Raw genomic sequence first — 21,009 nt, 5'->3', positions numbered from 1 at the left:
ATAGCGGCAGTTAGAGGAAATCCGTGAAATCAGTCAGAAAAAAGCTGCTTCCGAAGCAGCTTTTTAGAACGCCTGAGGCGTTTAATCATCAGATTAAACGGTGAATGCGTTCGGTTCTGACTGATTTTGCGGATTTCCTCTTACTGCTGCTTGGCGCAGCGGCTGCATATCCAACAGGACAGGTGTTTTTCACAGTCCGTCCCGGCTCACGGTAAGCGCCCCCTCCATCCGCTCCCGAGTCTAAAGCTCGTGAGCTAAATCCCGATTTATATAATACCCTGAGCTGTCATGGCGTCAACTACTTTTTCAAATCCTGCAATATTAGCGCCTACGACATAATTTCCTTTTACATCGTATCTCTCAGCAGCATCCGCCATATTGTGGCAGATATCTACCATAATTCTCTGAAGCTGAGTATCAACTTCCTCGAATGTCCAGCTGAGTCTCTCACTGTTCTGGGACATCTCCAGAGCTGAAGTTGCAACACCGCCAGCATTTGCAGCTTTTCCGGGTGCAAATAACACTCCGTTAGCCTGCAGGTATTCTGTTGCTTCCAGAGTAGTAGGCATGTTAGCACCCTCAGCAACTGCCATGCATCCATTTGCTACAAGCGCCTTTGCATCATCCAGAAGAAGTTCATTCTGTGTTGCACATGGAAGTGCGATATCCACTTTTACAGTCCACACGCCTCTTCCTTCATGATACTCTGAATTTGGGCGGTAGTTCTTGTATTCTGTCAGTCTTGCACGTCTTACTTCTTTAATTTCTTTCAGCGCATCTACATCAATTCCGTCGGGATCATATACCCATCCGTTTGAATCGCTGACTGTCACTACTTTTGCACCCAACTGATGTGCTTTCTGTGTTGCGTAAATTGCAACATTTCCTGAACCGGAAACAGCTACTGTCTTTCCTGCAATGTCAATTCCGTTCAGCTTGAGCATCTCTTTTGTCAGATAGAGAAGGCCGTATCCAGTAGCCTCTGTACGGGCCAGTGAGCCGCCATAGCTTAAACCTTTTCCTGTAAGTACACCTTCTGATAATCCGCGGATACGTTTGTACTGTCCATACATATATCCGATCTCCCGCGCACCGGTACCGATATCACCTGCAGGTACGTCAGTATCTGCACCGATATATTTGCATAATTCTGTCATAAAGCTCTGGCAGAATGCCATAACTTCTCTGTCTGATTTCCCCTTCGGATCGAAATCTGAACCGCCTTTTCCGCCACCGATCGGAAGGCCTGTCAGGGAGTTCTTAAAGATCTGTTCAAATCCCAGGAATTTGATAATACCAAGGTTTACTGAAGGATGCAGACGAAGACCTCCTTTGTATGGTCCAATTGCACTGTTGAACTGAACACGGTATCCGGTGTTAACCTGCACCTGACCATTGTCATCTACCCACGGTACGCGGAACTTTAACTGTCTCTCCGGCTCCACAAGTCTTTCCAGAAGAGCGTCTCTTCGGAACTTCTCCTCATTTGCCTCAACAACGGATCTAAGGGACTCCAGCACTTCCTTTACTGCCTGGTGGAACTCCGGTTCAGCCGGGTTCTTTTTCACTACTAATTCAATTACCTCGTCAACGTATGACATCCTTTTCTACCTCCTGAAATAATATAAAAATGGCGGGGTGACAAACTGCCCCGCATAATGACAACTTTGTCTACTCGTTTATTTTAAAAGCTACCTGCAACTTTGTCAATCATAAGTTTCATAATTTTTACAATTTTAGTGTTGTGCATTATCAAATCCGGCAAAAAATGCTGCAATATGCTTTCAAACTTTTTAAATTTTCTCGCGGTTTTAGCGCAGTATTTGCTTTTATCCAAACAGTGTCAGCTGTCCGGGCAGTCTTATCCCCTGGTTCTAGCGAAAATGACGCTTTTGCAAGAATTATCATTTGATAATTCATTTTCCCACTTTTTCCAATTCAAGTCAGATACCTCTGGTATCAGAAGTCCAGCCCTGATAAATATGCTGCAGATCACATGAAAAAGCATAAAAAGACGCCATAGACCTATGTCTATGACGCCTTTGTCATTTTACTCGTTTAGTATATACCAGTTTTTTCCTGCCGTCAAGCAAAAATTAACGCCAGATCCGATTCCAGAAGCGGTTTTTTATCTCACTAAGTGATCCCGGCAGATCCTCCCGCTTTTCTTTATAGAAGGAAAACGCAAAATCTACAATGTATAGCAGAATCAGCAGGCCACCTGCAATTCTGCCCACATGGAAAGGAATCGCATTCACAATCCGCTCTACAAATCCATGCAGCACCCCAAATAAAATTAAAGTATAAAGCCCCCATGCCAGCGTGCTCTCAAGGCAAAGAATTCCTTTATAGTTAAATGGCTTGTCCGTATAGTCCCACCAAATCTCCCCGAATACACGCTCCATAATCCTCGCTGTTACCCATTCAATCGTGGTCGCCAGAATCGCGCCCAGGAAAAACAACAGTACTCTGTTGTGGCTGTATGGGCTCAGCACAAAATACACCGTCAGAGCACCCACCCCATAGATCGGGCAAATCGGTCCTTTTGAGAATCCCCGGTTTGTCCACTTCTTGTTACAAATGGACATGTAAATAGATTCTACTACCCAACCGAGAACGCTGTAAGTAAGGAACCATAATACTACATGATATAAATCTCTTCCAAATATCACCTTATCCCACATATCCTCATCTCTCCATCTTATGTTTATGTCCCACTAGTTTACATCGGTTATCATATCACAGCTGCGAAAACATTACCATGAACTTTGGAAAGTCTTAATCAAATCTTAAATAATATAAGAGTTCATAAAGTAAACAAGTGGATTACCCAAAAGCTGCAAATAAGATATTAATATAGAAGCAGCTAAGAAGTCAAGCCTGAGATCCAAATGGATTATCTTCCCAGCAGATTTTCCCCATCTGCTGTGCCGTACTCCGTGTATCGGCGCACAAAAATAGAGTGTTTTTCAACACTCTATTTATCTGCACATATTAATTATATTTACGTTTTCTAGCAGCTTCAGATTTTTTCTTACGTCTTACGCTTGGCTTTTCGTAATGTTCTCTTTTACGAATCTCCTGCTGAATGCCCGCCTTTGCACAGTTTCTTTTGAATCTGCGTAAAGCGCTATCTAACGTCTCGTTTTCTTTAACGATTACATTTGACATAGTCTCACACCTAACCTCCCCTCCAGCCTTGTATTGTGCATCATACGACTGTTCGGGTATATTTATTGCACTACAAAAGATTATATCATATTTTCACTAAACGTCAACTGTTTCCTGCAAAAAAACTAAGAAAGTTGTCCTTCAAGCGCTTCTGCGGCCTTCGCCAAGGCATCTTTGATGCCTGCCGGATTCTTTCCGCCCGCCTGTGCCATGTTCGGACGGCCTCCGCCGCCTCCGCCTACAAGTCCGGCAATTGCCTTGACAAGGTTACCGGCATGGGCTCCCTGCTTCATCGCACCGTCTGTGGCTGTCACCATAAGGCTGACTTTACCGTCGCTTCCTGATGCAAGAACGACTACGCCTTCTCCCAGTTTCTCCTTCATCTGGTCTCCCAGGTCACGGAGTCCGTTCATATCAACGCCGTCCACTTCTGCAGCCAGAAGCTTCACGCCTTTTACTTCACGAACCTGATCCATCACATCGCCCATTGCATCCTGTGCAAGTCTGCTCTTCAGACTTTCCACCTCTGAATGAAGAGTCTTATTCTCAGCCATCACATGTGTGATCTTCTCGGCCAGGTTGTCCGATGAAGCTTTCAGCAGCTTCGCAGCTTCATTCATCTTCACTTCCAGGGCATCATAATAGTCCAGAAGGCCCTGGGATGTCAGTGCCTCTATACGACGTACCCCAGCAGCCACGCCTGTCTCAGATATAATCTTAAACGCCATAATCTCGCTTGTATTCTTTACGTGTGTTCCGCCGCAGAACTCAATTGAGAATCCACCCATATTCACAACACGTACAATATCGCCGTATTTTTCGCCGAACAGCGCCTGTGCGCCGGTCTTTCTGGCTTCCTCTATCGGCATGTTCTGGATATCTACCGGAAGAGCTTCTGCAATATGCTCATTTACGATATTCTCCACCTGTTTCAGTTCTTCCTGGCTCAGCGCAGAGAAATGTGTGAAGTCAAAACGCAGCCGGTCTTCGTTGACACTGGATCCAGCCTGCTCCACATGGGTACCCAGCACGGTTCTGAGCGCTTTCTGAAGCAGATGGGTTGCGCTGTGGTTTCTTGCAGACAAAGAACGCTTTCTGGCATCCACAGCCAGTTCTGCTTTGTCTCCGGTCTTCACCATGCCCTTAACAACATGTCCCACATGGCCGATTTTGCCGCCCAGAAGCTTAATCGTATCTTCTACCTTAAATTCTCCCTCTGGTGTACGAATAACGCCTGAATCGGCCTCCTGCCCACCACTGGTGGCATAGAACGGAGTCTCTTTCACAAAAATTGTTCCGCGCTCTCCATCTGAAAGAGCTTCCGCCACTTCCGTCTCGCTCGTCAGCACCGTAATCTCTGATTCATATACAAGATTATCATATCCTACAAATGTACTGGTTATACTCGGGTCAATGGATTCGTAGACTGTCACGTCTGCCCCCATGTAGTTTGTCACACCACGGGCAGCTCTGGCCGTCTTTCTCTGGATCTCCATAGCTGCATGGAACCCTTCTTCATCCACATTCATTTCCTTTTCTTCCAGAATCTCTTTTGTCAGGTCAATGGGGAATCCATAAGTATCATAGAGTTTAAACGCATCGTCTCCGGAAAGTGTTATCTCCCCGCGCTTCTCCATACCAGCAATCATGTCTGATAAAATAACAAGTCCCTGGTCGATCGTATTATTGAACTGCTCCTCTTCCTTTGCAATGACTTTCAAAATAAAGTCTTTCTTTTCTTCCAGCTCCGGGTAGCCATCCTTTGAGCCTTCGATTACCGTCTCCGCCAGTGCCGGCAGGAAATTACCTTCAATATTCAGAAGCCTTCCATGACGGCATGCTCTTCTGAGCAGACGGCGCAGGACATATCCTCTTCCCTCATTAGACGGCATAATACCATCAGATATCATAAATGTTACGGAACGTACATGGTCTGTAATGACTCGGATGGAAACATCTGTATTGTCCTCATTGCCGTAAGCAGCATCTGCCAGCCTGCAGACATGGTCGCGCAGCGCCTTGATTGTATCCACATCAAAAATAGAATCCACATCCTGCACAACGGAAGCCAGTCTTTCCAGTCCCATACCTGTGTCTATATTCTTCTGTTCCAGTTCAACGTAGTTTCCCTTGCCGTCATTGTCAAACTGGGTAAAGACATTGTTCCAGATCTCCATATAGCGGTCGCACTCACATCCCACTGTACAGTCCGGACTGCCGCAGCCATACTTTTCACCTCTGTCATAGTAGATCTCTGAACAGGGGCCGCATGGGCCTGAGCCATGCTCCCAGAAATTATCTTCCTTTCCGAACTTAAAGATACGTTCCGCCGGAATTCCCATCTTTTTATTCCAGATCTCAAATGCTTCGTCATCATCGAGATAAACGGACGGATACAGCCTGTCAGGATCCAGTCCTACCACCTCTGTCAGAAACTCCCATGACCATTTGATCGCGTCATCCTTAAAATAGTCGCCGAAAGAGAAGTTGCCCAGCATCTCAAAAAATGTGCCGTGGCGCGCCGTCTTACCGACATTTTCAATATCTCCTGTACGAATGCACTTCTGACATGTTGTCACTCTTTTTCTCGGCGGTATCTCCTGCCCTGTAAAATACGGCTTCAGTGGTGCCATTCCTGAATTGATGAGCAGAAGGCTCTTGTCATTGTGCGGCACTAAAGAGAAGCTCTTCATTGCCAGGTGTCCTTTGCTCTCAAAGAACTCCAAAAACATCTTTCTTAATTGGTTCACTCCATATGGTTGCATAACCTTATTCCTCCCGGTTTCTTTATCTGCGGCAGTGATACTGCCGGTGGGTATTTTCCCATAATCTGCCATAAAGTGTATAGTCAACAGAAACAGAGTGGATATGTATCCACTCTGCATTTCTAACCTATCATACCATAGCTGATACGGTTTTTCAAATATTATTTTAGCTCGATTTCCGCCAGTTCCTTAGGCGGAATATTGTTGGAAGAATTCTTCACATAATTGGCAAGCGCCCGCTTTGCTCTTGGTACTGGTATGTTTGTACCTGCACCGGCAATACAGCCTCCAGGACAGCCCATTCCCTCGATCAGGCATCCGTTCATCCGACCGGCTTTTGCCAGCGTCAGGATCTTCTTGCATTCTGCAAGTCCCTCTGCATGCTCGATATTCACTTCCACATCCGGATAATACTCGTTGATGCAGTTTTCGATGGCCTCTGCCACACCGCCCGCGCAGGCATAACCGCGGCCCGCTCCAGTAGCATCGTGGAAAGAGGACTCCGCCTCGTATTTGCTCAGGTCAATGTTTTTCGCATCAAACATGGCCTGTACTTCTTCGTATGTCACAACAAAATCCACATCGCTGCGGACCGTTCTTCTGGACGCCTCCAGCTTCTTAGCTGCACAGGGCCCAATGAATACTACTCTTGCATTCGGATGTTCCTGCTTAATTGTTCTGGCTGTCGCCACCATAGGGGTCAGCTCCTGAGAGATCTGATCAATCAGATCCGGGAAAAACTTCTTCGCCATCACGGCCCAGGACGGGCAGCAGGATGTCAGCAGGAAAGGAAGCTCCCCCGATACCACTTTATCCACATAGTGGTGAGCCTCTGCGATCGCACCGATATCCGCTCCCAGTGCCACCTCATACACTTCGGAGAATCCCAGCTCCTGCAGGGCGGCCTTGATGTTTCTCGGAGTGATATTATCCCCGAACTGTCCGACAAACGCCGGAGCAATCTCAGCTACAATCTCCCCGCCCTCCTGCAGCGCATTAGTCAGCTGGAAGATCTGTGATTTATCGGAAATAGCTCCAAATGGGCAGCTTACCATACACATACCGCATGATACACATTTTTCCGGATCAATAAAAGCTCTGCCGTATTTGTCTGAGCCGATTGCACTGACACCACAGGCATTTTTGCAGGGTCTTTCTTTCTTTGCGATGGCGTCATACGGACAGACTGACTTACATTTGCCACACTTGATACATTTTTCCTGGTCAATAAAGGACTTTCCGTTTACGAAGGAAATTGCTCCTTTCGGACACACCTCCTGGCACGGGTGGGCCAGACATCCTTTACATATGTTACTCACCTCGTATTTATTTTCTTCACAGCTCTCACAGGCCGATGGAATTACCTGCATAAGCGGCGGCTCATAGTACTTTTCTGAAATATTGCTGGCTTCCACGCCGGCAGTCAGATGTACCGGTTTATTCTCCGGGCGCAGGGACAGGCCCATGGCCAGCCTCAGGCGCTCTCTAACGATCGCACGTGAGCGGTAAGTACTCTCACGGTATTTTTCCGTATCATCATTTACAATCTCATAGGGTATCGCTTCCATATCTGCCAGAAGCGTATCCGCGCTGGCTTTAAATCCCAATTTTGCAACTTCCGTAAACACTCTTCTCCGTATCGCACGGACCGGTGTCTGCAGTCCTCTCATCATAGGTTCTCTTCCTCCTGAATTTTCTCCATAAACGGCGATTTACCGCCGTGTTCTTTGATTTGCATTACCACTATACCCTTTTGTAAAAAAATAGTCAACACGGTTCCTTGTATAAAAAGAGGTACATTACTTTTTACTTATTTTGAAGCAGTTTCTGAGCGTAATAAACGGACTGCATTGCATCCTTCCCATAAAAGTCTGCTCCGATCATATCCGCATACTCCTGATTCAGGACAGCCCCTCCGACCATCACTCTGCAGCCGGGCGCCTTTTGCCTAAGCTGCTGTATCGTCTCCTCCATGCTGACAACAGTTGTTGTCATAAGAGCACTCAGCCCTACCAGATGCACATCTTCCGCCAGTACCTTTTCTACAACCAATCCCGGTGCAACATCTTTACCAAGGTCAATCACGTCAAATCCATAATTTTCAAGCAGTACTTTGACAATATTCTTACCGATATCATGAATATCCCCTTTGACCGTGGCAAGCACCACTTTCTCTTTCTTCTCATCCTGCTGTCCTGTTGCCGCCAGAGATTCCTTCAGAATCGTAAATGCCGCTTTTGCCGCCTCGGCGCTCATCAGGAGCTGGGGAAGAAATACAGTTCCCTTCTCAAAACCTTTCCCCACATTGTCCAGCGCAGGAATCAGATAGGTATTGATAATATCCAGCGGAGCCTGCTCCTTTACAAGCAGTCCCGTAATATGATGTGCCTCTTCCTTCAGACCTTTTTCGATCGCCCGGTTCAGCGGCATGTCCCCGGAAACAGCCGGGGATGCGGAGGACTCCGCGGCCTGACCCGCATATTTTGCAATGTAAGCCTCGCAGTTGCTGTCCAGATTCATCAGTGCGTGGTACGCATAATAGGACTTCATCATTTCCTCGGAAGAAGGGTTAATGATCCCGGCGCTCAGCCCGTTCTGCATAGCCATTGTATAGAAGTTCGCATTGATGACCGTACGGCTGGGCAGCCCGAATGAAATATTGGATACACCAAGCACTGTATTGACGCCAAGACCGTAACGCACTTTTTTCAGCGCTTCCAGTGTCACTTTTGCCCCTTCAGGATCCGAACTGATCGTCATAGCCAGAACGTCGATAACAATGTCTTTTTTTTGAATTCCATATTTAGCTGCCTCTTCTATGATGTGGCGGGCAATCTCCACTCGTCCCTCTGCAGTATCTGGAATACCACTCTCATCCAGCGTAAGGCCGATGACTACGCCTCCATACTTCTGGATCAGAGGAAATACGGCATCCATGGACTCCTGTTTCCCGCTGACAGAATTCACCATGGCCTTACCATTATAGATACGCAGCGCGGCTTCCATGGCTTTTGTATCCACGGTATCGATCTGCAGCGGCAGGCTGGTCACGCTCTGCAGTTCCACAAGGACATCCTGCATCATGGACGCCTCATCTATATCCGGCAGTCCCACATTTACATCCAGAATATGGGCCCCCATATCCTGCTGCATGATACCTTCTCTCAGAATATAATCCATGTCGTGCTCTTTCAGCGCCTGACGGAACTTTTTCTTTCCCGTCGGGTTGATCCGCTCTCCGATAATCTTTGAACCAGTCCCCAGACAGACCGACTTGCCATAAGAAGAGACTATCGTTATATCTTTCTGTATAATGGGCAGAGGCTCCATCCCGCGGCAGAGATCCACCATAGACTTTATATGTTCCGGTGTTGTGCCGCAGCATCCGCCTGCCACGGCCGCGCCCTGCCCTATAATCTTCTGCATGGTCATTGCAAAGTCCTGTGGCAGTACATCGTAGACAGTCTCTCTCTCTACCTGTTTGGGAAGTCCTGCATTCGGCTTCACGATTACCGGCAGGGACGTATATTCCAGGATCTGTTCCAGAATCGGAAGCATCTGGCCTGGCCCCAGTCCGCAGTTGATTCCCAGGGCATCCACCCGCAGACCTTCCAGCAGGGCCACAACCGCCGGTACATCCGCTCCTGTGAGAAGCTTTCCCCGCTCATCAAAAATCGTTGTCACAAATACCGGAAGGTCTGTATTTTCCTTCGCGGCAAGCACCGCAGCCTTCAATTCATAAGTATCACTCATTGTTTCAATATGTATCAGATCTGCTCCTGCCTCAGCCCCGTATCTTACAACCTCGCGGAATGCCTCATAGGCTTCCTCAAACTCCAGGTCTCCCATAGGCTTAAGAAGCTTCCCCGTAGGTCCGATATCCAGCGCAGTATACACCTGGCGTCCGTTTAACTCCGCCTGTTCTGCTGCTCTTTTTACATGTCCCACTGCGGAAGTCACAATATCACACAGGGAACAGCTGTCATCATGGAACTTCAGCGCATTGGCTCCAAACGTGTTCGTCAGTATAATATCGCTGCCGGCTTCGATATATTTCCTGTGAATCCCGGTAATTTTCTCAGGATGTGTCATATTCCAGGTCTCCGGCAGTTCTCCGGGTTTTAATCCGCCCGCCTGCAGCAATGTTCCCATTCCGCCGTCAAAAAACAGCAGTTCTTTTCCTAATCTGTCTAAAATCATACCTTATCCCTTCTGTAAGTACAGTCCTTCTTTTCACAGGCCTCACAGCCCTTAATGTGGCATTTTTCTTCTGTCCTGCTGGCACCTATCACCGCTGTCACAGACTTTGTCGGGGTCATCATATAACTGTCCGTCATTGTCAGGCCGATGGTCTTTGCACAGTCCAGCATCTGCATCAGCGGCGCCTGGTATCTGATATCAAAATCACCGTACCCCGGGCTGAACCTGGGCCTCAGAAAAAGCCCCTCCTCTGAAACTCTGCCGGCAATCTCTGCCTGGCACTCGTCGCAGTACTCTTCCAGCATAGCCGCTGCACAGGACTGCATAACCACCGCCTTTGCCATATCCGTTATCGACAGGCGGGCCAGCATCCTGTCAACTGCCGTCCCAAGCGTTGCCCCAAACAGAATGATCCTGCAGCACCCTCCTAAATATCGTCCCAGGTTTCTGCTCTGCATTTCCACCGTTCCTATTGTAAATCTGTCATCCGCCGTCTGCTGTAAATCAAAGATGCGATAGATGGATTTTCTGCCTGCCGCGTCCTCCAGATCCCTGAAGGAATCTTCAACCAGCGCAAACGTCTTATCATCTACCGCATGTTTTCCATATCCCAGATAACGGATGGCTTCTTTTGTCATATGATCCATCTGTTATAACTCCTAGCATTTAATAATTTCCGATAAATTACTCATAATCGCCTCTGCAACTTCTGGTTTGTTCATGGAATAAATGTGAATATTCCTCACACCATTGGCCAGCAGGTCAATAATCTGGTCCGTAGCATATGCAATCCCGGCCTGCTCCATCGCTCCCGGGCAGTCACCAAATCGGTCCAGAATGGCCTGAAACCGCCTCGGAAATACGGTTCCCGAGAGTTCGCAGCTGCGCTTCATCTGTTTCGCGCTTGTTATGGGCATAATTCCCGGCAGTACAGGTACGGTAATGCCGGCTTCACGAATCCGATACAGAAAATTGTAGTGGATGTCATTTTCAAAAAACATCTGCGTTGTAAGAAAATCCACACCACTGTCTACTTTCTCTTTCAGATACCTGATGTCATCTGCTTTATGTTCATTCTCTACGTGGCCTTCCGGATAACAGGCTGCGCCGATACAGAAATCTCCATGTCTTCGGATCTCTTCTACAAGCTCCCATGCATAATGAAAACGGTCCTCTGAGGGAAACTGCATACCGGTCGGAATATCTCCCCGTAGCGCCAGAATATTCTCAATTCCCAGTTCCTTCAGGTTCTCAATTACACACCTTACCTCATCCTTTGTGGAGGACGCACATGTAAGATGAGCCAGGCTTTCAATTTCCAGTTCCTCTTTGATATGTTCTGCAATTTTTGCGGTGTTTTTACTGGTTCCGCCGCCCGCTCCGTATGTGACGCTTATGAAATTCGGCTTCAGGGCGGCTATCCTGTCTGTGGCCTCCTGCACCTTCTCATATCCGGCATCCGTCTTGGGCGGAAACACCTCAAATGATATATGTATACCGTTCTCATTCAGTCTGTCCTTTATCTTCATATTGCGCTTATTCTCCTGTATACTAAAAGGCCTGCGGCCGCCCTTAAAAGGGCAGCCATACGCTTTATTCTCCGATCAGGCTTTTGTATAATTCATCATACTGTCTTGCAGAGTTTTTCCATGAAAAATCTTTGTTCATGGCACGCTCTACAATTTTATTCCAGTCACGTTTCTTATCGTAATAGATACGTTCTGCATAACGGATGGTATTCAGCATCTCATTCGCATTATAATTAGTAAAACTGAATCCCGTTCCGGTTTTTTCAAATTCATTGTACGGTTCTACTGTGTCCTTCAGTCCCCCTGTCTCCCTCACGATCGGAATGGTGCCGTATCGAAGGCTCATAAGCTGGCTCAATCCGCATGGTTCAAACAGTGACGGCATCAGGAACGCATCGCAGGATGCATAAATCCTATGGGACAAGTCCTCAGAATAAAAGATATTCGCTGAAACTTTCCCTGAGTATTTCCACGCAAAATGACGGAACATATTCTCGTATCTTGCATCTCCGGTACCGAGTACGACAATCTGCACCGCATCCTGACACAATTCATCCATAATGTAATCTACAAGGTCAAATCCCTTCTGGTCGGTAAGTCTGGATACCATACCGATCAACATTGTCCTGGAATCCTTATTCAATCCCAGTTCCTCCTGAAGGGCCAGCTTGTTTGCCACTTTATTCTTACGGAATGTATCGACCGTAAACTTCTTGGCAATCCTGGAATCCAGGAACGGACAGTATTCTTCATAGTCAAGACCGTTCACAATTCCGCACAGTGCATTATCTCTGGCTCTCATCAGGCCATCAAGGGCCTCTCCGTAAAATGGTGTTTTAATCTCTTCTGCATAAGTCTGGCTTACAGTTGTTACCTTGTCAGCATAAACGATCCCGCCCTTCAACAGGTTCGCGTCTTTGTATGCTTCCATCTTGTCAGGAACAAAATAGTACTCCGGCAGCCCCGTAATACTGCGTACAGTCTTAGTATCCCACACGCCCTGGAACTTCAGGTTATGTATTGTCATGACTGTTTTGATTCCCCTGTAATACTCTCCAAGATAACGGAAATTATCCAGGTATACCGGTATCAGTCCGGTCTGCCAGTCGTGGCAGTGAATCAGATCGGGGCGGAACCCAATGACTGGAAGAATGCTTAAAACCGCCTTTGAAAAAAATGCATACTTCTCGATATTCCACTTCGGATCCCCGTCATAAGGAGCAAAACCGCTGAAAAAATATTCGTTGTCGACAAAATAAAAAGTAATCTTGTCATACACACACTTTAAAATTCCGACATATTGATCCATTCCTGCTATATCCATATAAAAATGATCAACATATTCCAGCATATCTTTCCATTCCTGCTTCATGCAGCTATACTTTGGCAGCACTACCCTTACATCATTACTTTTTTTTATCAAAATACTTGGGCAATGAGCCGACAACATCTGCTAATCCACCAGTCTTTATAAACGGAACACACTCTGAAGATGCAAATAAAATATTTTTCATAAACGAAACCCTCCACTTTCCTTGAGTTCTTTTCTAGCCATTTATTATTGACTATTATAACCCATTTCCTGACCAAAGGAAAGAATTATCTGTGCTTATACTCTAATTGAATGGTATCTGCAATCAGTGCGATAAACTCAGAATTTGTCGGTTTTCCCTTGCCGGTACTTACCGTATAGCCGAATAATTCGTCCAAAGTGTCTAATTTTCCGCGGTTCCATGCAACTTCAATTGCATGTCGGATTGCGCGTTCTACGCGACTTGATGTTGTCTGGTACTTTTTGGCAACCGTTGGGTATAATACCTTTGTGATTGCATTCAGAACATCCATATCCCCGACTGCCATCATTATGGCATCCCTCAGATAATGATATCCTTTGATATGAGCCGGTATCCCAATCTCATGCAGCATGTTTGTTACACGATTTTCCAGGTCCTCTTCTCTGATAGAGGTATTTGTGCTTCCCGATAATTCTTCATTTTTCTTATCGTGGTTTCGGAACACTTTTCTTACAGTTTTTATACGATTCAACAACATCTCATTATTAAAAGGTTTCATGATGTAGTAATTTGCGCCTTTGTTGAAAGCGTCTTCTGTAATTTTCTCCTGTCCAACCGCTGTTACGACAATGAAATCAGGGCGTTTTGTCATGGTCTTGTCTTGATTTATGCGTTCCATAACGGTTAATCCGTCCATTTTCGGCATAATTAGATCAAGAAGAACCACGTCTGGCTGTTGATTCTTGATGATTTGACACATCTCCTCACCGTTTTTAGCCTTTCCCACCACATTCAGTTCCTTGTCCATGTTGATAATTTCTTCAAGTAAATCCAAAATTCTCTCATTATCATCAGCGATGGCCACGTTTAAATGTTCCATAATCCCTCTCTCCTCTAAAGGACCCGGACTGAGATACGCCACTCGATTATTATATCTGTCAATGATTGCATAATCAAGGGTAATTTGTTGCTCTAATTCGACAAAGTGTGACCTCCAACATTCTCCAGCATATTTTCGATGAAAATGCCGTAGCCTTTTGTGGAATCCTGAACGAAAACGTGGGTCACCGCACCGATCAGTTTTCCATTCTGCAGAATGGGGCTTCCACTCATTCCCTGTATGATTCCGCCAGTCTTTTCAAGGAGTGCGGGGTCTGTCACCTGTATGACAAGTCCCTTGTTTACTTCGTGTCCAGAATAGTCGATATCTGTCACCTTTATGTTATATTCCTTGACTTCATTGTCGACAAAGCAACGTATCGTCGCATCTCCAATTTCTATCTCATCTTTGGATGCAACCTGCACCGGTATCTGTTCTGTGAATAATTCTTCTATCTTATCTACTGTACCATAAATTCCCGCATCTGTGTTCTTATTTATGGTTCCCAGTTTATTATATCCATTGTATACAATAATCCCCTCCATGCTGCCAGGAATACCATTCTCCCCCTTTTTAATCGAATGAATACTGGTCTTGTAAAGCGTACCGTCTGCAATAGACAGTAGCACGTTTGTATCCGTATCGTGGATTCCATGTCCGAGAGCGCCGAATTCACTGTTGCCCGTCAGAAAAGTAATTGTGCCAAGTCCCTGCACATTATCTCTCACCCAGATTCCCAGTTTATACTCGTCTGGCCCGCATTCCACCGGCTTTATTTTTACATCTATGGTTTCCTCCTCTCTTCTGAGCTGTAGGACAACCTCATCCTCATTCAGATTGCTTAGAACTTCCATCAGTTCCTTTTTGTTTTCAACGGCTTCTCCATTGATTCCGGTAATATAATCCCCGCTCCTGACCAGATGGCTGGCCGGTTCATATTCCACTCCGTCTGCGCCCTTAACATGATCTGTATCCAGCACCATAACACCATCTGTCTCCATATAAATTCCCACCGGCATTCCTCCGACAAGAACTGTATCTTCACTGATCGTTTCTGTACTGACTTCTGTCTTCTCTACCGCGTCCGCCGCAATCCACCCGAAATAACCTGAACAGGCAGATAACAGCAATGCGGACAGAAGCACAAGTGCTCTGTTCTGCCAGTGTTTCTCCATGCAACCACACCCTTTCTTCCTCCGAAAAATAAAAAACAGATACCAATTTGGTATCCGTTTTAGTATGTGATTGCATGCTCTTTTTCACACTGGTATTATATTTCACGCTTTGCCATTTCTTTCATCTCGGCCGCGCTTTCCATGATCTTTCCGGTCACTTTTGCACCGCCCAGAAGCCTTGCAAGCTCTCCAACGGATTCCTGTTCTTCCAGAAAGAGTATTTCTGTTTTTGTCATATTCGACTCTGCCTGTTTTTGTATCAGATAATGTGCATCGGCCATGGCAGCTATTTGTGGCAGATGCGTAATACAGATTACCTGCCTGCTCCGGCCGATCATATGCATCTTCTCCGCTACACGGCCGGCTGTGATTCCGCTGATTCCTGTATCTATTTCGTCAAAAATCAAAGTCGGTGTGTCTTCCTTATCTGCCAGCACTGCTTTCACTGCCAGCATGATTCTGGAAAGCTCACCACCTGACGCCACATTTGCCAGTTGTTTCACAGGTTCACCCGGGTTTGTTGAGATATAGAACTCGCCTTCGTCCATACCATTTGAGGTATAACCTTCCAGCCTGCCCACTCTCATTTCAAACTTTACGTCCAAAAAATTGAGATCAGTCAGCCCCTGCTTAATCTCTTCCACAAAAGTTTTTGAAGCTTCTTTTCTTGCTTTGCTCAGGGCATCCGAATACTTCTTTAATTTTTTTTCACTCTGTCTGTATTTTTCTTCCAGATCTGCAATATAGCTCTCATAATCTTTCAGTTCATTTAGTCTCTCTCTTTTTGTACTGCAGTATTCCAGTATATCGCTTACAGTATTTCCATATTTTGCTTTTAAATGATTGACAAGATTCAGCCTGTTTTCCGTCTCGTAGTATTCTTCCTCGGAAAACTCAAAACTTTTCGCATATTCTGATAATTCACGGTTAAAATCATTCAGGAGGCTGTCAATCTCCAGCAGCTGTCCGTAGAGGGCCGCTCCCTGTTCATCACATTCCTCCACATCCTGGAACGCACGGATTGCCCGGCTCAGCAGATCACTGGCATTGCCCTGGGCAGATTCGCTCGTAAACTGGTAGGCCTCCGCAATGCTTTCCGTAAAACGGCGGCTCTCTGTCATACGCTGATACAGAGCTTCCAGTTCATCATCCTCGCCTTCCTGCAGACTGGCCTCTTCAATCTCACCGATCTCAAATTCGGCGAGAGAAATTTCCTTCTTCCGGCTTTTTTCATCCATCCCGGACTCTTCCAATGCTTTCCTGCACCCTGTATACTCTTTAAATGCCGCTGCAACCGATTTTTTTAAACTTTCCACCTTATCCCTGGCATAGACGTCCAGAAGCGCCAGATGGTTCTTTTTATGCAGCAGCGTCTGATGCTCGTGCTGTCCGTGGATATCTATCAGCATACTCGCCACGTCTTTGAGCACGCCCATGTTGACAGTCTCCCCGTTGATCTTACTGATGCTGCGCCCTTCCATCAGTTTTCTGGACAGGATCAGCATACCCTCTTCCGGGAATATGTCCAGTGCTTCCAGCTGTGTCCGGACCGCCTCGTCCTCCACAGTAAAGGCAAGTTCTACCAGCCCGAACTGAGCGCCCTTGCGCAGCATATCCGCACTGTATCTGCCCCCCAGAGCAAGGCCTACAGAGCCCAGAATAATGGATTTCCCGGCTCCCGTCTCACCAGTCAGGATATTGAGTCCCGGCTGGAATTCTACTTCAATTTCATCAATTAACGCCAAATTTTTAACATGCAGATTTTGCAACATATGTTTTTCCTAATTCCCTTTAGACACAATCTTCCGAATCTTATCCATAACAGCTACTGTCTCATCCACGCTGCGGACCGCACACATAATGGTATCGTCCCCCGCTATGCACCCCACAACCTCTTTCCACTTCATGGCATCTACTGCGGCAGCTACGGCCATAGCCATGCCTGATACCGTTTTAATCACGAGAATATTCTGCGCCATATCCATGGAAATATAGCCGTCTTTTAATACACGGATGTACTTCTCGCTCATTCCGTCTTCCTCCGGCTTCAGGACTACATACTTCTGCCTGCCGCCGTCCACGGATACTTTTGTAAGCTTCAAATCCCTGATATCTCTGGACACCGTCGCCTGAGTCACCTTAAAACCTGCATTATTCAGACGCTCTGCCAGCTCCTCCTGGGTTTCGATATCATTCTGGCTGATTAATTCGATTATTTTTGCATGACGACTGACTTTCATAGTTCTAATTTCCTTTCATTTTCTTGCGCATTGTCTTCATAAAACTTTCCTTGCTGAGTTTAATCAGTTTTGTGGTCTCCCCCGACTTTTCGATCGTGATCTTGTCACCGGTCACCAGCGGTACGGTACTGGCACCGTCAAACGTAACGGTGGCATGCTCAATCTTGCCGTAACGTCCCTCACTGATCTCCACTTCGATGATGTCCTCTGCCGACAGTACAATACTGCTGGTGTTCAGGGCATGGGAACAAATTGGGGTAATGACAAACATGCTCGCGGTCGGCTCCACAATCGGACCCCCGGCTGAAAGGTTGTAACCGGTTGTCCCCGTAGGCGTGGATATGATGACCCCGTCCGCCTGATAAGTGTTGAGCAGTTCCCCGTTTACGGAGATCGTAAAATGAATCACCCGGAGCCCGCCCTCTCTTGTCACGACAATATCATTCATGGCAACATCATTCAGGCGGCCTTCCACACTGCCGTGCATCATCATGCGCTCTTCGATTTCGGGTTTTGTATCAAACAGTCTGTCCAAAGCGCTTTTGAAGTCACGCAGTTCCACCTCAGTCAGATATCCCAACGTACCAAGATTGATGCCGAGAAGAGGGATATTGTACCCTTCCAGTTCTCTGGCCGCACGAATCAGCGTTCCGTCCCCGCCCAGGACAAGCGCGCATTCCATCCCTTCCGGAACAGTCCCCGGAATAATATGGCCATCCTCATCCTTCTGGGAGAGTATGCCTGTTCTTCCATTCTGCTCCAGATAATCCAGGATTTCTTTTGTGATGCTGTAGTCAGCATCCTTCAGCTTATTCGTAATAACGTAAAAATTATCCATGGTACTCCTCTTACTTGGCCAATGTCTTAAATGCCTTATCAACTACAGTCACAAGGTCCACCCCAATCGCAGGCGGATCCCCCTCGCATTTGCGCAGGTGCAGCAGGTATTCAATATTACCTTCCGGTCCCTTAATCGGCGAGAAATTAATATTCAGCACTTCGAATCCAATGGCATTCGCATATCCTGCCACCTTCTCTATCACCTCATGGTGCGTGCTTTTTTCCCGTACCACCCCTTTTTTGCCAACCTTCTCCCGGCCGGCCTCAAACTGCGGTTTGATCAGTGCCACGATCTCCCCATCCGCCTTCAGATAACGGCGGATCGGTTCCAGTACTTTTGTCAGTGATATAAAAGACACGTCTATGGATGAAAAATCCACAGGCTCCCCTATATCCTCCGGTGTCACATAGCGGATGTTGGTCTTCTCCATGCAGACAACCCGGTCATCCTGCCGCAGCTTCCAATCCAGCTGGCCGCGCCCCACATCTATGGCATACACTTTTACCGCACCGTTCTGCAGCATGCAGTCTGTAAATCCTCCTGTGGAAGATCCCACATCCGTACAGACCTTTCCTTCCACAGTTACGTCAAATTCAGCAAGGGCCTTTTCCAGCTTCAGCCCACCGCGGCTGACATAGGGCAGAGTATGCCCCTTAACCTCGATCTGAACATCCTCCTGGAAAGAAGAGCCGGCCTTATCTTCTCTCTGCCCATCCACGAAAACACTGCCCGCCATAATAATGGCCTTTGCCTTTTCCCTGGACTCTGCCAGATTCCTTTTTACCAGTAACACATCTAATCGTTCTTTCATCTTACTCATTCCTTATCGTCACATAGTCTGTAATCACCTGTTTTACGATGCTCTCGCAGTCCAGCCCGACCTCATGGCGCAGGACTTCCACATTCCCGTGCTCCACATAATCGTCGGGTATCCCGATGTTAAGAACGTGTACACCCAAACGCGCGCGTGACGCATACTCCAGCACGCGCTCACCATAGCCGCCGGATAACACATTCTCCTCAATCGTAACAAACAGCTCATGCTCTTCTGCCATCCGCTCCAGCATCTCTGTATCCAGCGGTTTTACAAAACGGGCATTCACAAGGCTGCAGCTATAACCTATATCCTTCAAGCTTAAGCGTACTGCCTCCGCCACAGCCGCCATATGCCCCACAAAGAAAAGAACAATATCCTCTTCCTCAAAGAGGACCTCGCTCTTCCCATATACGACAGGCGCACGGAATTCTTTCAGGCCCTCATAGGCCTCTCCTCTCGGATACCGCAGGGCAATGGGATATCCAAAATCCACCGCATATCTGACCATGTCGGCCATCTCCCACCGGTTCTTCGGAGACATAATAGTCATATTCGGAATCGTCGCAAGAAAAGACAGGTCAAAAAGCCCCTGGTGCGTCTCTCCATCGCTCCCCACCAGACCGCCTCTGTCCACAGCCAGCACCACCGGCAGTTTCTGCAGGCAGATATCGTGGATCGCCTGATCGTAAGCCCTCTGCAGGAAAGAAGAATAAAGCGCCACAACCGGCTTCATGCCGCCCGCCGCAAGCCCCGCCGCAAAAGTCAGGGCATGCTCCTCCGCAATACCCACATCAAAAAAACGTTCCGGATAATACTTCTGAAAACGGTGCAGCCCGGTTCCGTCAGCCATAGCTGCAGTGATAGCCGCCACTTTATTGTCATGTCTGGCAATATCACAGATCACCTTGGAAAATACGTCTGTATAACTGTCCTTTACCGCAGCATCTTTTGCCTTGCCGGTCTCCACGTCAAAAGGGCCCGTCCCATGATAAAGTGCCGGATTCTCTTCCGCCGGCTCATATCCTTTGCCTTTTTTAGTCAGCACATGAATAAGCACGGCATGGTCCACACGCTTTGCCTCGTTCAGTGTCTTATACAGCTTTTTTACATCATGTCCGTCCACCGGTCCCAGATAGGTGATTCCCATATCCTCAAAAAACATGCCCGGCACAATCAGCTGTTTGATGCCGCTCTTTGTCTTTTTCATCTGGTTTACGATCTTCTCGCCCTGTACCGGAATCTTCAGCAGTGTATCCTCCACACCTTTTTTCAGCCCTGTATAGGCCTCTGCTGTGCGCAGACCGTTCAGATATCTGGACATGCCTCCCACATTTTCCGATATGGACATGTTGTTGTCATTCAGTACAATAATAAAATTGCTTTTCAGCCTGGAGGCATTGTTCAGCGCCTCATATGCCATCCCGCCTGTCATCGCACCGTCTCCGATGATGGAAACAACATAATGCTCTTCCCCCAGAATATCTCTGGCCGCCACATAGCCCAATCCGGCGGAAATAGATGTGGAGCTGTGTCCGGTATCAAATGCGTCACATTCACTTTCCTTGCGCTTAGGAAAGCCACTCATGCCGCCGTACTTGCGCAGGTCGTCAAATCCTGCCCTGCGTCCGGTCAGGAGCTTATGAGTATACGCCTGGTGTCCCACGTCCCAGATCAGCTTGTCCCCGGGCAGATCAAACGCCAGATGCAGGGCCATCGTCAGTTCCACAACGCCCAGATTGGAGGCCAGATGGCCGCCTGTCCTGCTGATCTTCTGGATCAGGAACTCCCGGATCTCTTCTGCCAGCTGATCCAGATCCTCAGGCCCCAGCTCTTTTATATCATTTTCCTTTTGAATCTTTTCTAATATCATAAGGAAT

The 21,009-nt window shown here is 47.2% G+C and carries 15 protein-coding genes and 1 pseudogene; all 16 read right to left on the bottom strand.

What is annotated here, in order from left to right:
* Window positions 1-266: 266 nt before the first annotated feature.
* The 16 genes and pseudogenes from gdhA to dxs all read right to left on the bottom strand — a co-directional run bounded on the left by gdhA (window position 267) and on the right by dxs (window position 21,002).
* Window positions 267-1,601, bottom strand: a complete 1,335-nt coding sequence (gene gdhA, locus HMPREF0240_RS22565) for an NADP-specific glutamate dehydrogenase (RefSeq protein WP_009005705.1) — start codon at window positions 1,599-1,601, stop codon at window positions 267-269.
* A 495-nt stretch (window positions 1,602-2,096) separates the two neighbouring features.
* Window positions 2,097-2,684: a putative ABC transporter permease gene (locus HMPREF0240_RS22560; RefSeq protein ID WP_009005704.1), complete on the bottom strand. Its 588-nt coding sequence runs from the start codon at window positions 2,682-2,684 to the stop codon at window positions 2,097-2,099.
* 310 nt (window positions 2,685-2,994) lie between these two features.
* On the bottom strand, window positions 2,995-3,171 hold the full coding sequence (gene rpsU, locus HMPREF0240_RS22555) for a 30S ribosomal protein S21 (protein WP_004054229.1): 177 nt from the start codon (window positions 3,169-3,171) through the stop codon (window positions 2,995-2,997).
* A 125-nt stretch (window positions 3,172-3,296) separates the two neighbouring features.
* Window positions 3,297-5,936 (bottom strand): alanine--tRNA ligase, encoded by a 2,640-nt coding sequence (gene alaS / locus HMPREF0240_RS22550; protein ID WP_009005703.1) that lies wholly within the window; start codon window positions 5,934-5,936, stop codon window positions 3,297-3,299.
* 161 nt (window positions 5,937-6,097) lie between these two features.
* Window positions 6,098-7,609 carry a 4Fe-4S dicluster domain-containing protein gene (locus HMPREF0240_RS22545; RefSeq protein ID WP_009005702.1) on the bottom strand — a complete coding sequence of 504 codons (1,512 nt, stop codon included), beginning with the start codon at window positions 7,607-7,609 and terminating at the stop codon, window positions 6,098-6,100.
* A gap of 133 nt (window positions 7,610-7,742) precedes the next feature.
* Window positions 7,743-10,136 carry a homocysteine S-methyltransferase family protein gene (locus HMPREF0240_RS22540; RefSeq protein WP_009005701.1) on the bottom strand — a complete coding sequence of 798 codons (2,394 nt, stop codon included), beginning with the start codon at window positions 10,134-10,136 and terminating at the stop codon, window positions 7,743-7,745.
* Window positions 10,133-10,783, bottom strand: coding sequence for a vitamin B12 dependent-methionine synthase activation domain-containing protein (locus HMPREF0240_RS22535; protein ID WP_009005700.1), 651 nt, complete (start codon window positions 10,781-10,783; stop codon window positions 10,133-10,135). Before HMPREF0240_RS22535 ends, HMPREF0240_RS22540 begins: the two co-directional genes overlap by 4 nt.
* 12 nt (window positions 10,784-10,795) lie before the next feature.
* Window positions 10,796-11,665: a methylenetetrahydrofolate reductase [NAD(P)H] gene (metF, locus tag HMPREF0240_RS22530; protein WP_009005699.1), complete on the bottom strand. Its 870-nt coding sequence runs from the start codon at window positions 11,663-11,665 to the stop codon at window positions 10,796-10,798.
* Between the two features lie 64 nt (window positions 11,666-11,729).
* A pseudogene (gene glgA / locus HMPREF0240_RS22525) lies at window positions 11,730-13,179 on the bottom strand (glycogen synthase GlgA).
* Between the two features lie 85 nt (window positions 13,180-13,264).
* Complete coding sequence (gene spo0A, locus HMPREF0240_RS22520) at window positions 13,265-14,059, bottom strand: sporulation transcription factor Spo0A (protein ID WP_009005696.1); 795 nt, start codon at window positions 14,057-14,059, stop codon at window positions 13,265-13,267.
* A 92-nt stretch (window positions 14,060-14,151) separates the two neighbouring features.
* Window positions 14,152-15,234, bottom strand: coding sequence for a SpoIVB peptidase (gene spoIVB, locus HMPREF0240_RS22515; protein ID WP_009005695.1), 1,083 nt, complete (start codon window positions 15,232-15,234; stop codon window positions 14,152-14,154).
* Between the two features lie 95 nt (window positions 15,235-15,329).
* Window positions 15,330-17,006: a DNA repair protein RecN gene (gene recN, locus HMPREF0240_RS22510; protein WP_009005694.1), complete on the bottom strand. Its 1,677-nt coding sequence runs from the start codon at window positions 17,004-17,006 to the stop codon at window positions 15,330-15,332.
* 9 nt (window positions 17,007-17,015) lie between these two features.
* On the bottom strand, window positions 17,016-17,474 hold the full coding sequence (gene argR, locus HMPREF0240_RS22505; RefSeq protein ID WP_009005693.1) for an arginine repressor: 459 nt from the start codon (window positions 17,472-17,474) through the stop codon (window positions 17,016-17,018).
* Window positions 17,475-17,478: 4 nt separating this feature from the next.
* Window positions 17,479-18,312 (bottom strand): NAD(+)/NADH kinase, encoded by an 834-nt coding sequence (locus tag HMPREF0240_RS22500; protein WP_009005692.1) that lies wholly within the window; start codon window positions 18,310-18,312, stop codon window positions 17,479-17,481.
* A gap of 10 nt (window positions 18,313-18,322) precedes the next feature.
* The gene (locus HMPREF0240_RS22495; protein ID WP_009005691.1) at window positions 18,323-19,126 is read right to left on the bottom strand and encodes a TlyA family RNA methyltransferase; all 804 of its coding nucleotides are present in this window, start codon (window positions 19,124-19,126) and stop codon (window positions 18,323-18,325) included.
* 1 nt (window position 19,127) lies between these two features.
* A complete protein-coding gene (gene dxs, locus HMPREF0240_RS22490) occupies window positions 19,128-21,002 on the bottom strand; it encodes a 1-deoxy-D-xylulose-5-phosphate synthase (protein ID WP_009005690.1) in 1,875 nt (624 codons plus the stop codon).
* Between the last annotated feature and the right edge of the window lie 7 nt (window positions 21,003-21,009).

It is taken from the genome of Clostridium sp. D5 (assembly GCF_000190355.1).
GTDB lineage: Bacteria > Bacillota > Clostridia > Lachnospirales > Lachnospiraceae > Faecalicatena > Faecalicatena fissicatena_A.
This window is presented reverse-complemented; position numbering and strand designations above follow the sequence as displayed.